15 protein-coding genes are annotated in these 13,208 nt (G+C 58.6%); 7 read left to right on the forward strand and 8 right to left on the reverse strand.

Annotated elements, in window-relative coordinates:
- Positions 1-122 precede the first annotated feature (122 nt).
- The gene (locus tag QO002_RS19505) at positions 123-974 is read left to right on the forward strand and encodes a hypothetical protein (RefSeq protein WP_307232676.1); all 852 of its coding nucleotides are present in this window, start codon (positions 123-125) and stop codon (positions 972-974) included.
- Between the two features lie 9 nt (positions 975-983).
- Here the strand turns inward: QO002_RS19505 and QO002_RS19510 are convergent, their stop codons facing one another.
- A complete protein-coding gene (locus QO002_RS19510) occupies positions 984-1,139 on the reverse strand; it encodes a hypothetical protein (protein ID WP_307232677.1) in 156 nt (51 codons plus the stop codon).
- A gap of 176 nt (positions 1,140-1,315) precedes the next feature.
- Between QO002_RS19510 and QO002_RS19515 the strand changes: the two genes are divergently transcribed.
- The 3 genes from QO002_RS19515 (at position 1,316) to rcdA (ending at position 3,743) form a co-directional block, all read left to right on the forward strand.
- Positions 1,316-2,602, forward strand: a complete 1,287-nt coding sequence (locus QO002_RS19515) for an MFS transporter (RefSeq protein ID WP_307232679.1) — start codon at positions 1,316-1,318, stop codon at positions 2,600-2,602.
- Positions 2,599-2,790, forward strand: a complete 192-nt coding sequence (locus QO002_RS19520; protein ID WP_307232682.1) for a DUF1192 domain-containing protein — start codon at positions 2,599-2,601, stop codon at positions 2,788-2,790. Before QO002_RS19515 ends, QO002_RS19520 begins: the two co-directional genes overlap by 4 nt.
- A 434-nt stretch (positions 2,791-3,224) precedes the next feature.
- A complete protein-coding gene (rcdA, locus tag QO002_RS19525) occupies positions 3,225-3,743 on the forward strand; it encodes a protease adaptor protein RcdA (RefSeq protein WP_307232684.1) in 519 nt (172 codons plus the stop codon).
- A 160-nt stretch (positions 3,744-3,903) separates the two neighbouring features.
- Here rcdA and rpmE read toward each other — a convergent pair whose 3' ends face one another.
- Positions 3,904-4,125 carry a 50S ribosomal protein L31 gene (gene rpmE / locus QO002_RS19530; protein WP_307232686.1) on the reverse strand — a complete coding sequence of 74 codons (222 nt, stop codon included), beginning with the start codon at positions 4,123-4,125 and terminating at the stop codon, positions 3,904-3,906.
- Positions 4,126-4,329: 204 nt separating this feature from the next.
- Here rpmE and QO002_RS19535 point away from each other — a divergent pair, with 204 nt between their 5' ends.
- Complete coding sequence (locus QO002_RS19535) at positions 4,330-6,129, forward strand: ABC transporter transmembrane domain-containing protein (protein WP_307232688.1); 1,800 nt, start codon at positions 4,330-4,332, stop codon at positions 6,127-6,129.
- Between the two features lie 247 nt (positions 6,130-6,376).
- Here the strand turns inward: QO002_RS19535 and QO002_RS19540 are convergent, their stop codons facing one another.
- From QO002_RS19540 to QO002_RS19560, 5 genes are all read right to left on the reverse strand, one after another.
- Positions 6,377-7,408, reverse strand: a complete 1,032-nt coding sequence (locus QO002_RS19540; protein ID WP_307232689.1) for a peptidoglycan -binding protein — start codon at positions 7,406-7,408, stop codon at positions 6,377-6,379.
- Between the two features lie 3 nt (positions 7,409-7,411).
- On the reverse strand, positions 7,412-8,500 hold the full coding sequence (locus QO002_RS19545; protein WP_307232691.1) for a MotA/TolQ/ExbB proton channel family protein: 1,089 nt from the start codon (positions 8,498-8,500) through the stop codon (positions 7,412-7,414).
- 137 nt (positions 8,501-8,637) lie between these two features.
- Positions 8,638-9,438, reverse strand: a complete 801-nt coding sequence (locus tag QO002_RS19550) for an inositol monophosphatase family protein (RefSeq protein WP_307232693.1) — start codon at positions 9,436-9,438, stop codon at positions 8,638-8,640.
- Positions 9,439-9,720: 282 nt separating this feature from the next.
- Positions 9,721-10,887 (reverse strand): tetratricopeptide repeat protein, encoded by a 1,167-nt coding sequence (locus QO002_RS19555; RefSeq protein ID WP_307232695.1) that lies wholly within the window; start codon positions 10,885-10,887, stop codon positions 9,721-9,723.
- A 9-nt stretch (positions 10,888-10,896) separates the two neighbouring features.
- Positions 10,897-11,550, reverse strand: a complete 654-nt coding sequence (locus QO002_RS19560; RefSeq protein WP_307232697.1) for a thiamine phosphate synthase — start codon at positions 11,548-11,550, stop codon at positions 10,897-10,899.
- A 99-nt stretch (positions 11,551-11,649) separates the two neighbouring features.
- On the opposite strand from QO002_RS19560, the gene QO002_RS19565 reads away from it, so the two are divergent.
- Both QO002_RS19565 and QO002_RS19570 read left to right on the forward strand, forming a co-directional pair.
- The gene (locus tag QO002_RS19565; RefSeq protein WP_307232699.1) at positions 11,650-12,429 is read left to right on the forward strand and encodes a sulfite exporter TauE/SafE family protein; all 780 of its coding nucleotides are present in this window, start codon (positions 11,650-11,652) and stop codon (positions 12,427-12,429) included.
- Positions 12,430-12,580: 151 nt separating this feature from the next.
- A complete protein-coding gene (locus tag QO002_RS19570) occupies positions 12,581-12,841 on the forward strand; it encodes an ArsR/SmtB family transcription factor (protein WP_307232701.1) in 261 nt (86 codons plus the stop codon).
- 47 nt (positions 12,842-12,888) lie between these two features.
- On the opposite strand, the gene QO002_RS19575 is transcribed toward QO002_RS19570, so the two are convergent.
- Positions 12,889-13,062: a YdcH family protein gene (locus QO002_RS19575; protein ID WP_307232703.1), complete on the reverse strand. Its 174-nt coding sequence runs from the start codon at positions 13,060-13,062 to the stop codon at positions 12,889-12,891.
- Positions 13,063-13,208: the final 146 nt, after the last annotated feature.

Below are 13,208 nucleotides of genomic sequence, written 5' to 3' on the forward strand. Positions count from 1 at the left end.
GGGAAGCCCGGTCCGTGCAAGCGGCCGGGCTTTCAGAAATACAATAATCTAAATTAGTTTTTCCTTCAAAATACTACGAAAAGTTGTATTGTTGCTTCGCTCAAGTTTCAGCGGAGGCGACCGTGTCCGAAGGCGACTCAGTAACGCAATTTGCAAATTCAAAACCCAGTGTGGAGGAAATAGAGCTGCGACGGTACGAAGCCCGTCTTGGCGTCTGGAAAGTCGTCTTGGGAACTTTCATCGTCGGTCTCGCAGGCGTTCTCGTACCGGGTTTTATCAATTTTTACAGTGCGCTTTTCGAAAACTGGCGAAAAGAAGCCGAGTTGCGAGCAGCGCAGCAGACGGCACATCAGCAATATATCAAGGACTTCCTGACCACCGCGGTAAATCAGGACATTGAGCTTCGAATACGCTTCGCAAATTACTTTTCCAAACTTTCCGAACCCGGACAGCAAGATATGTGGGTTGTCTATCGGGATGAACTGACAAAACAGCGCGACGCCAAGCGTATTATGATCAATGAACTCGAAGCGCGTGCGTATGCGCTGGCGGAAGACCCTGCGCCCAATAAAATAGAACAGGAACTTGTGGCCCGCACACTGATTTGGACATATGCGGAGATTGGGTACGTACCCTTTGAACAAAGCAAAATCGCCGTCGTGACAAACACGCAGCAGCGCCTCTACCGCGAAACGACCGCTCTTGTGAACCGGCTGGTAACCCTTGAAAACCCCATCGACAAGACATCCCAGGATTTTATTCGCTTCTGGGAATTGTATCGGCGCGAATTGATCGGTGTGGAGAGCCCCGCATTCGCGGCAAACATGATTGCCCTGGGCAGGCTCATCAACACAAATGTTGCCAATCAAAGACCACCCGACGAAGAAATGCGCCGACTGGCAGATGAATTGGAATCCATTAGCGAAGCAGAACTAAATGCCGACGCGGTAAAAACTGCCGGCGAGAAACCGTAACAAAGTTAATCAGGGCCTGACCAGCACGGTCACCATCATCGCGGCGATCGCCACGACTGCGATCTTCCAGAAGTCGCGCCGGCGTTTGAGCCCGGGCAGGCCGATCGGCTTGAGGATATGGATGGCCATCATCAGCAGGAACAGGATCGTCAGGATTTTCGGCATCGCATTTCCAGTCTGCGGATCACGTATAAGCGGCAACGAAGCCGCATTTTTAAGTACGATCAGGGCTATGCGCTGCGACTGAAATTTGCAATCTCCGACATCAGGCATTTTACGACTGGCATTTGCCGGCGCATCGCCCTAGTTTTTTAAACGCGCCCGGAACCAGCGGATTTCATATGAGAAAGAACCTTTTACCCGTCGCCGCACTTCTGCTCGGAACTTTGTTTCTGTTCCTCGGCAATGGCCTGCACAGCCTGCTACTGCCGATGCGCGGCACGACGGAAGGATACTCTGCAACCCTGCTTGGTCTGCTTGGCACGTCCTGGGCGACTGGCTTCGTGCTCGGATGCCTTCTGGCGCCAACACTGGTCCGGCGCGCGGGTCACGTGCGGGCCTTCAGTGGCTTTGCTTCGCTGCTTGCAATCATCGCGCTGCTGACCGGCCTTCTCGTCGATCCGATCTGGTGGGTCGTGCTGCGCGCCTTCACCGGCTTTTCGACGGCCGGCACCTCGATGATTATCGAAAGCTGGCTGAACGAGCGCGCCACCAACGAAAGCCGTGGCGCGATCTTCTCGCTCTATATCGCCATCACGCTCTTCGGCGTCGTCGGCGGACAGATGATGATCCCCTTCGGCGATACCAACACCACACTGTTCTTCATGATCTGCGGTATCGTCTATTGCCTGGCGATGCTGCCAACCCTGCTTTCGACCGCGGTGTCTCCCCAGCCGCTCAAGCAGGTGTCGCTCGACCTTCGCGGTCTTTATCGCAACTCGCCGGTTTCATTCCTGGGCATCCTGCTCATCGGCATCGCCAACGGTGCCTATGGCACGCTGGGCGCCGTGTTCGGCCGTCAAGCCGGCCTGACGGATAGCGATGTCGCTCTCATGGTCAGTACGGTCATCTTTGCCGGTGCCGTCATGCAGTTTCCCGCCGGGCGCCTGTCGGACCGGATGGACCGCCGTTACGTGCTGGCCGCTCTCGCCGCGATTGCCGCCGTTGCCGGCCTGCTGATCTATCTGGTGGAACCATCGGGCGTCATCCTGCTGATCAGCTTCGTCGGCATTTATGGCGCGACCGCGAATGCGCTTTATCCGATCGCCGTGTCCCATGCCAACGACTTCGCCTCGCCGGAAGATTTCGTCAAGATTTCCGGCGGTCTGCTTCTGCTCTACGGTATCGGCACGATTATCGGCCCCACCATCGGCGGCCCGATCATGACGATCATGGGGCCTTATGGCCTGTTCATGATCACCGCCTGCGCCCATACCCTGATCGCCGTCTATGCGATCTTCCGCAGCCGGATGCGCGCCCCCGTTCCCGTGTCGGAACGCGACGCCTATTCTACCATCAACCCCGGCACTCTCACCACGCCTGAAAGTCTGCAGCTTTCGCCCCGGGCGGCACCTTTCGAGGAGAATAACGAGACGACGCCGGATCCAGACAGGAGGGCAAACCCATGAGCCTGTTCGATGACGAGGTGCCCAAGAAAAAACCGGTTCACGAGATCGGCAGTGACCTTTCTCAACTTTCCGTCGATGAGTTGAACAACCGGATCAGCCTTCTGAAGGAAGAAATCGAACGCCTGGAAGCGGCGCGATCGGAAAAATCTGCAAGTAAATCGGCGGCAGAAAGTTTCTTTCGCCGCTGATTGCGCAACAGAGGCAACAGAACGCCGTTTCATTGCAAGCGTGACGGACATCGGCTCACTGACGTCGAACCCAACCATCATCCAGATGACGCTAAGGGGTATCAATTCCTCGTGAATCCGGCCCTCTTAAGGCTTTGTTAAGCATTACAAGATATTACTAGGTTATCCAGATCGCTCTGGACTCAGACAATTTCCCGTTTGGCGAATGGTCTGATTTTTCTCCCTGTTTTACCTTGAGAGCCGCTTTTGCGGCTCTTTTTTTGTTTTTTTCCACTTTAACCAAAGAAGTGTGGAGATTAACCCTTTCTTAAGAATGGGCTTGCGCGAAATGGTCTATGGGATCATGCTTGAACTATAAGAACGGGCGATGGAAACATTTTGTCGCATGGCCCGTTACCTGATCAAGTTAATGCGTTTAACAGGGATTTGAAAACATGTCCGAGCGGGGATTGAACACCGTGAGTTTCGCTGGCCATGCTGCGTCGTCCGCGCAGTTCAAGGCTCTTTACGCGGAAGGCATGGGCCTCGTAGAAGAGACCGCGAGCTATCTCGACGGTCCGGGTCGCGCAGCCTCCAAGGTTTTGCCGCGCATGGCATCGGTGCTTTACGCCGCTGAATCCATGCGGCTGACGACCCGTCTGATGCAGATGGCCTCCTGGCTCCTGCTGCAGCGCGCCGTCAACAATGGTGAAATGAGCCGCGATCAGGTGCTCTCGGAAAAGAACAAGGTTCGCCTCGACAGCTTCAACGTCGATCGCACTGCCCCAGGCTGGAACGATCTTCCGGAAGGCTTCCGCGACCTGATCGAGCGTTCGCTGCGCCTGCAGAATCGTGTTGCCCTGCTCGATCGCGAAATCTACCGCCCGCAGGAAGCCTCCAACTTCGTTCCGGACAACCAGAACGGCGTCAAGGCACAGCTCAACCTGCTGCAGACGGCCTTCGGCAACAACTGATATCAGACAAGCAAGCGTTCCATTTCAAACCCGGCTCACGCCGGGTTTTTTATTGCCTGATTTCCGCGAAGACGCTCAAAAACCAAAAAGCGCGCAACAAAAAAAGCCCGGGCAATGCCGGGCTTTTTGTCCGCATGCTGCCGAGACAGCGTGCGAAATCCTAGACGTTGAGGCCTTCGAAGCGCTTCTTGAACTTGGAGACGCGGCCACCGCGGTCCATGAGCTGCTGGTTGCCGCCAGTCCAGGCCGGATGCGACTTCGGGTCGATCTCAAGGTTCATGGTCGCGCCTTCCGAACCCCATGTCGAACGGGTTTCGTATTCGGTGCCATCGGTCATGACTACCTTGATGGTGTGGTAAGCGGGATGGATACTAGCCTTCATAACAATCTTCCTGCAGTTCCAGGGTCCAATTGTCGCAAGGCATTGCGGCAGGCGGACCGAACACGTAAATGAAGCCGCAGACCGCTTGCGGGCGACGGCTTCCCAATTTGATGCCGTGCCTATACATGATGGTCGCTTGGATAACAAGTACCGCCGAAGAAGGTTCATGCGAGTTTCGCCGCTTCTTCCGCGATTGGAGGTCATGTGGCAAACGAGGTTCCCCCGGCGGCAAGACGAACGTCGCTGCGTCCGCTCGGACAACTTCTCCCCTATGTCAGGCGATATCGTCTGCTGGTGATCGGGGCTCTGGTTTCTTTGGTCGTTGCAGCCGCGACCACGCTGACCCTGCCGATGGCCATTCGACGCATGATTGATCACGGCTTCTCGACATCCGATTCCGGTTTCATCAATACCTATTTCTCGATGTTGATGGCCTTGGCAATCGTGCTCGCACTGGCGAGCGCCACACGCTACTACTTCGTCATCACCCTTGGAGAGCGCATCGTCTCGGACCTGCGCCGGGATGTCTTTGCCCATGTCACGAAACTTTCCGCTTCGTTTTTCGATGTCAACCAGTCCGGCGAGATCGTTTCGCGCCTGACGGCAGACGCCACCCAGCTGAAATCCGCCGTTGGAGCTACCGCGTCCGTCGCGCTAAGGAACCTGATCCTCTGTCTCGGAGCGATCGGCATGATGGTCTATACCAGCCCCAAGCTTTCCAGCCTCGTGCTCGCGGCCATCCCGCTTATCGTCTTCCCCCTCGTGGGCTTCGGCCGCTCCGTGCGCAGGCGCTCGCGCGAAGCGCAGGACACGCTTGCTGCCGCTTCCGCCTATGCCAGCGAAGCGATCGCGGCCAGCCGTACGGTCCAGGCCTTCAATGGCGAGCAGGCAGCGCAAGCGCGCTACGCAGGCGCCGTGGAGAACGCCTATGACGCGGCGCGCGGTGCGGTCAAGGCGCGCTCCGTGCTCACCGCCTTTGCCATCACCATGATCTTCGGCAGCGTCGTCGCGGTTCTTTGGTTCGGCGCGCAGGACGTGCTTTCAGGAACCACATCGCCGGGCACGCTCAGCCAGTTCCTGCTCTATTCGGTGTTCGCAGCCGGCAGTCTCGGCTCACTGTCCGAAGTCTGGGGCGAACTTTCGCAGGCCTCGGGTGCAGCAGAACGCTTGAATGAACTGCTGGCGGAAAAACCCGAGATTGCTGCTCCCGCCAATCCGGTGTCGTTGCCCGTGCCGGCGGAAGGCCGCGTCGTTTTCGACAACGTACATTTCTCCTACCCGGCCCGACCTGACGAGAAGAGCCTGAAGGGGCTGGATTTTTCGGTAAGGCCCGGAGAGACAGTCGCCATCGTCGGCCCTTCAGGTGCTGGAAAGAGCACCGTGTTTTCGCTGCTCCTGCGCTTTTACGATCCCGCCAAGGGCGCCATCCTGATCGACGGCGTCGACGCGCGTGAAACAGATCCAGACGACCTCCGCCGACGCATGGCCATCGTGCCCCAGGATGTAACGATCTTTGCGGCCTCGGTGCATGACAACATCGCCTTCGGCACATCTGGCGCCTCGCGAGAAGCAGTCCGTGCCGCGGCTGTTGCCGCCCAGGCGGATGAGTTCATCTCACGCCTTTCATCCGGTTACGATACCCATGTCGGTGAGCGGGGCATCACCCTTTCCGGAGGTCAGCGTCAGCGTATTGCGATTGCGCGGGCGATCCTCAGAAACGCGCCCATCCTGCTACTCGATGAAGCAACATCCGCGCTCGATGCCGAAAGCGAAGTGCTGGTTCAGAAAGCACTGGATAGCCTGATGCAGCATCGCACCACCCTGGTTATTGCCCACCGTCTCGCGACCGTGCTGAAGGCTGACCGCATCCTGGTCATGGACCAGGGCCGGATCATCGAGGAAGGAAACCACGCCTCACTGATCCGCCAGGGCGGGCTCTACGCCAAGCTTGCGCGCCTGCAGTTCGACCATGGCTCCGAAGACCTCAGGGTCGTCGGAAGCTAGAGGATGTCTGGTTCAGATTGAACCAGACATCCTCTAGATTCTTTTGTTTTCGTTTGTCTTTTGGAGAAAACCGGTTCCCACCTTTCCCTGACAAACTCTAGACACCAAAACGCGAAGCAGATTGCAATCCATGCTTTTCCTCTCGGCCAGCTTCTGGAAGCTTATGCGGACGCAAGGGTAGCAGCAGAACCACGTGTATGCTTGCAACCGCGGCTGCAGCCAGCACCGTAGCCGCCGGATGCAGAACCTATTTCTCCGTCAGTTTCAACTCGATACGGCGGTTCTGGTCGCGGGCTTCCTTGCTGTCGCCTTCGGCGATCGGCTGGAACTCGCCGAAACCCGCTGCAACGAGCCTATCTGCCGGCACGCCCTTGGAAATCAGAAATTTCACCACCGAGGTCGCACGTGCAGACGAAAGCTCCCAGTTATCCGCGTAGCGGCCAGAGCCGGAAAGCGGCACGTTGTCGGTGTGACCATCGACACGCAGAACCCAGTTGATCTCCGAGGGAATTTCCTTGGCAAGATCCAGAAGCGCCGCCGCAAGCTTTGCCATCTCCTCCTGCCCTGCCGGGTTGAGTTCGTTGCCCCCCGATGGGAACAGAACCTCGGACTGGAAAACGAAACGGTCGCCGACAATACGGATATTTTCGCGATCGGAGAGAATTTCCCGGAGACGCCCGAAGAAGTCGGAGCGGTACCGATTAAGCTCCTGCACCCGCTGGGCAAGCGCGACATTGAGCCGACGACCGAGATCGGCGATCTTCGTCTGGGACGCGGTGTCCTTGGCCTCCGAGGCCTGCAGGGCATTCTCGATGGCAGCAATCTGGCTTCGAAGTGCTGCGATCTGCTGGTTGAGCAGATCGATCTGGCTCATCGCCCGTGCGCTCACCTGTTTTTCAGAATCCAGCTGCCCGGTAAGGTCTCCGATCCGTTGCGTGGCCACATCCGAACTGCCGGCACCCTGATCCAGAAGAGCCTGAAGCCGCGAGCGTTCGCCCTCCGACGTCGCAAGCGAGGCCTGCAGGTTGGCAAGCGAATCTTCGATATCCTGTTTGCCGCTCTTTTCCAGGGCAAGCAGCTGGGTCAGCTCGTTGATCTGGTTGTTCAGCCTGTTGAGGACATCGTCCTTGCCGCTGATCTCGCGACTGAGCAGGAACTGCGCCAGCACGAAGACCGAGAGAAGGAACATGATCGCCAGGAGAAGAGTCGACAGGGCATCGACGAAGCCCGGCCAGTAATCGACCGTACGCTGGCTTCGGCCCTTGCGTGCCAGAGCCATGGATTATTCTCCCGCTTCGTCGCGCATCGCGCGACCGTGCCGCTCGGCCTGGGACGGTTTTTCGACACCACCGATACGGGCCGACAGCTTATCGAGCGTCTTGCGCATCGACTTGGCTTCCTCCTGCTGGGCCTCGATCCAATCCCGCAGCATCTGCTGTTCGCCGCGCATGTTCTTGACAAGGCCCTGGATGCCTTCTGCGAGGCTGGCCATGGCAGCCGTGGTGCGCTGGCTCATGCCGCCATCCTGGTTCAGCCGGGAAAGCTGTTCGGTCAGGGCGCGCAACTCTTCGACCGGTGCGGCCGAAGGGGAATCGGAAACAACGGCGATATCGGAGCTGACATCGGTCACCGATGACAGCCAGTTTTCAAGCTCGGTATAAAACCGGTTCTGCGCACGGCCGGCCTGCAGATCGAGAAAGCCGAGGATCAGCGAGCTGGAAAGACCGAAAAGCGACGTGGAAAAGGCGGTCCCCATGCCCGAGAGCGGCGCCGAAAGGCCGGTCTTCAGGGCCGAAAGCACATCATCCGTACTGCCGGTGCCGGCATCGAGCGATTGGATTACCGTGTTGATCGAGCCGATCGTGCCGAGAAGCCCCCAGAAGGTTCCGAGAAGGCCTAGGAAGACGAGAAGGCCGATCAGATAGCGCGAGGTATCGCGTGATTCATCCAGGCGCGTGGCGATCGAATCGAGGATCGAGCGCAATGCCGTCGTCGAAATCGCCATGGAGTGGCGCTGACCGATCAAGGCCCGCATCGGCGCAAGCAGCACCGGATCGCGACCAACCTTGTCGGCACTGCCGGCAGCACGGAACGAATTGAACCAGCGCACTTCCGGGCGAAGACCGAGAACATGATTGAAAACGAGCAAAATACCGATCAGCAGAACGCCGAGAATGAGGCCGTTCAGCCCCGGATTGCTCATGAAAGCCGCATGCGCCTGGCGAAACAGGATGGCGCCGACAAAACCGACGATGATCAGAAAAATCACCATGATCCAGAAAAAGATCATGGGACTGGTCAATTTGTTGGGATTGTATCCTTCGCCCAAGCCACCGGCAGCATCCCAACCCGACAGTTCCAGTTTCGCCATGAGGCTTCAGTCTCCGCTTTTCCATTGCATCGCAACGCGCACTGGCAGCGCACGTTCCGATGTTGGCGGGAGACTAGAGGAACTTTGCGCCGAATTGAAGAGCAAAGGCTGGCCTTTGCACCTGTGGCGTACCGAGCTTACTTGCCCGGAATCGGCCGGTGCAGCACGTCATGCAGCGCCTTGCGGATATATTCGTTGCCGGCGACGATCGAACCGTCTTCCATTGGCTTGTTGCCGCCGTCGATATCGGCAACCCAGCCGCCTGCTTCGCGGATCAGAAGTATCCCTGCAGCAAGGTCCCAGGCGTGAAGGCCGCGTTCCCAGAAACCGTCAAACCGGCCGGCGGCGACATAGGCCAGATCGAGAGAAGCCGCACCCATGCGGCGAATGCCGGCAACTTCGCCCATGACGTGACGCAGTTCGACGAGGTAGGAGCCGTGATTGCCGTGACCGAGATGCGGCGTTCCGGTGCCGATGACGGCATCGGACAGGTTCTTGCGGGCAGCCACGCGCAGGCGGCGGTCGTTGAGGAAGGCGCCACCGCCGCGCTCGGCAGTGTACAATTCGTCAGTTGCCGGGTTGAGCACGGCTGCAGCAACGATCTCGCCCTGACGCTCCAGCGCAATGGAGATCGCGAAATGCGGAATACCATGAAGGAAGTTGGTCGTGCCGTCGAGCGGATCGACGATCCAGCGATGTGCGCCGTCGGTGCCGATGATCTCTTCGCTTTCTTCTCCGAGAAAGCCATAGGTCGGGCGGGCCTTGAGAAGCTCGTCTCGGATCAGCTTTTCAGCCTTGCGATCGGCCTGAGAAACGTAATCGCCAGGTCCTTTCAACGAGACCTGCAGGTTCTGCACCTCGCCGAAATCGCGAGCCAGGCCTTTACCGGCCTTGAATGCGGCCTGAACCATGACATTGAGAAGAGCAGAACGGGCCATCTTGGCTTCCTTCGGAATGGAAATGCCGGCCGCGCAGACGACCGGCAGAAAACATATTCTTTGAGGACGGCATCTCAAGAGACGCAAACGCACTCAACTATTTACATCGGAGCCTCGGCATGCGCCTCGGATGACACCATCGGGAGGTACAAGCATCGCCGGACCATCAAGGCGCAGCGCAAAGCGCGCAGCATTGCTGCCCAGTTGCCCCGTGATCAGCAGATCGGGGGCTTCAAGACCACAAAAGCGGTCAAAGTTCAAGCCTTCCCGCAAAAAAGAGCCTTAACTGCCGCGGTGCTTGTTGGCGGCATCGAGTGCGGCCTTTTGCTGATCATCCTCCAGACCCAGATAAAAATCCTCCAGCGTCGGGTCGGTCAGCCCTGCCCTTCGCGACAGCACATACCACTTGGCAGCCTCGATCGGATCGGGCCGCGTGCCAATCGCATTGATATAGAGATGCGACAGCTTGTTCTGGGCCACGACGTTGCCTCGCTCCGCAGCACGACGCATCCACTTGAACCCTTCGTCGAGATTACGGTCCCCGCCGACGCCATCGACAAGCCAGATGGCGAGATCGAGCTGAGCCGTGTCGTAGCCTGCCTTCGCCGCCCGCTCCAACCAGCTGCGTGCGGTTTCTCGCTTGGTCTCGTCGATCCCGTCGACATTCAGGTAAATCTGCGAGAGCGCGTATTGCGCATCGGCTATGCCCTGCTCGGCGGACTTCTCGTAATAGGGAAGAGCAGCCTTCAACCCCTTTGGCCCGGGCGTATCGGCAACGAGGAGCTGGCCATAGTTGAACTGCGCAAGCGCATTGCCCAAATCGGCCGCTTTCTTCATCAGCTCTTCGGAGCGTTTGCGGTCGCGGGGAACATCACGGCCCTCCATAAGGATCAGGGCGTATTTGAACATTGCCGCGGGATTGCCGGCTTTGGCGGCCTGCCCGTACCAGAAGGCCGCATCCTTGGTATTGCGGGCGACACCGAGCCCTTGGGAGAAAATTTCCGCCACCAGCGTCTGCGCCGCCGGATCGCCGAGCTGGGCCCTTGGCAGGGCAAGCTCGACCGCCGTCAGATAGTATCCGCGCTGAAACGCACCGTAGGCGTCATCCGGCTTGCCATCGAAGGGCTTCTCCGCCGGCAAAGCCGGTAACATTGCGCCCATCCGGTCAAAAACGCCCACGCCCGCGGAGGGCTCGATCGTCTCTCCGGCCTTCGCATCGCCTTTCTGCGCATCCACGGGAGGCTGAAGCGGCGGTACCTCATCCTCGGGAAGGGCTGCCCCATTGAAGGGCGTGATGCGGCCACGTTTTTCCGTCGGGGCTTCCGCAGGCTCCCGCGTGACACCGGGTAGCGCTTCCTGCGCGGAAGCAAGGGAGTGCGCGCCCGCGACAAGACCCACGGTCAAACTGAGGCAAAAGAGACTGTTGGTCAGGCGGCGGAGATAAGACATGGAAAGGTCTTAATCTTCAAACCGTGGCGCTTTTTCGTCAAGCATGGCATTGACCGCCGAAACAACCGAGGCCGCCTGACTGACATCGGCGAAGACGGCAAGACGAAGAGCAACGAATTCGGCACCCGTTTCCGCCACCGCAAGCGCCGAATCCGGATCGGTGCCGCCCATCACGATGGCCGGAATCTCGACCATCGACGCCCACCACTCGCCAAGTGCAAGGTTCTTCGGATGTGCCTCCGGCTTGATGTCGCCTTCGAGCTTGCCAAAGAAGATGTAATCGGGCCGCACCTCTCCCATCTCCAAAGCGTGATGGCGATCGGCAGCATTGCCGCCGCCGACGATAAGCTTGGGCGTGAACTTCTCAACGGCTTCGGCCAGAGCCTCCGCATTGCCGGTTACGTGCAGGCCGTCGGCCTTGGCACGCCCGGCAACGCGGCTGTCTCCGGCGATGAGCGCCGCCGCACCGGCTTCCTGGATAACCGGCACAAGGGCTTCGGCCTGCTTCTGGAAGGCATGCTCGTCCAGACCGTATTGTGGCAGGATGACGGACGCGACATCCCCGCCCCGCAACGCATCGCCCACCACCCGCGCGGTCTCTTCCGCCTCGGTCATTTCGGGAACGATAAGGACAAGCCGGCAGCGGTTATGTGTGGTGCTCATGATGGTCCTGCTCCTTGAGGGCAAGCAGATCGCAGGCCCTACTCGATTTCAATCTGGAAAAGCGATAGACCGTGCGGACAAAAGGATCAACCGACACGCATGCTTCCCGATTTTGATTTCTATATGATCGCCATTCCCGCCGTCCTGCTGGTCGGCTTTGCCAAGGGGGGAATGGGCGAAGCGCTTTCCCTGATGGGCGTACCGCTAATGTCTCTGGCAGTACCGCCCGTCGAGGCCGCCGCGCTCCTGTTGCCGATCCTGATCGCCATGGATCTCGTATCGCTGTGGATGTGGCGCCATCATGGTGATGCCAAAACGTTGCGCATACTGCTGCCGGGCGCCATGGTCGGGATTGCTATTGGTTGGGCGGCGTCGGCCTATGTCCAGCGCGACGCCTTGCGCCTGATCATCGGCATCATCGTCGTCCTCTTCGTGCTCCGCTATGCTTACAACGCCTGGCGTGCCCGATGCGGCATCGTGATCGCCGCGAAACCGCAACGGGTCGGCCCAGCTGCTATCCTGGGCGCTTTTTCCGGATATGGCAGCTTCGTTGCCCATGCCGGCGGCCCGCCTTTCCAGATCTATACGCTGCCGCTGCAGCTTCCACCGCGGGAGTATACGGGAACGATCGTCCGCTTCTTCGCAATCCTCAATGCCGTGAAGCTGGCGCCCTACTTCGCACTCGGGCAGCTCGATCTCAGCAACCTGAAAACCTCAATGACGCTTTTTCCTCCGGCCATGCTCGCGACGGTTGCCGGGGCATGGGTGGTCCGGCGCATGCGGCCGCAGGTGTTTTACCCCTTCATGTACACGATGGCCTTCCTGGCAGGCACGAAGCTGGTCTATGACGGCACGGCAGCGCTGTTCATCGGCCCGTGAACCGATTCAATGCTCGGCGTTTCTATCCGCGGATAGACCCTGAATGGTCTGAAAAGGCAGGGATACCGGTCATTGCTGCGCTTGCGAAATTATCGCTTTCGCAATGCACAATTCACTTGCCGGGGGGCGGGATTTCACTTAGCTTTTTGCCATGTCACACGCTGATCCTTTCGATGCAATCTCCGATCCGAACCGGCGGCATCTGCTGGAGGAGCTCCGACGCGCGCCCCGCACCGTCAACGAACTGGCGGAAGGACTACCGATCAGTCGGCCGGCCGTCTCGCAGCACTTGAAAGCGCTGCTCGATTCCAATCTGGTATCGGTATCTGCGAGTGGGACGAAGAGGATCTATGCGATCAACAAGCCCGGCTTCGACCGGGTCAATCTGTGGCTGGACCAGTTCTGGTCCTGATGCAGGCCGCCCGGACACTCAGCCCCGGCGGCCGCAATAGCTAAGCTTTAATGGGACGAGCTACGCAGCTTTTCAATCTCATCCTTCAAGCGCAACTTGCGCCGCTTGATATCTGCAATGTCCTGGTCCTTCATTGAAGGCTGGATAAGCGCCGAGTGGAGCTCTTGCTCCAAGGCGCCGTGTTTTTTCTCAAGCGTTGCAAGATGAGCCTCAATGGTCATGTGGCAGTCCCTTCCGTTAGCTTGCACCCGATCTTTGAAGCCGGATGTTCCAGGTTTAACACTAGAAGTGTGCCACGCTATTTTTCATTTGTCGAAGGCGAAATCGTGACGAAGGATAACTTCCCGTTACCGGCCATTTCGTGCTA

The sequence above is a fragment of the Pararhizobium capsulatum DSM 1112 genome, from assembly GCF_030814475.1.
Classification (GTDB): domain Bacteria; phylum Pseudomonadota; class Alphaproteobacteria; order Rhizobiales; family Rhizobiaceae; genus Pararhizobium; species Pararhizobium capsulatum.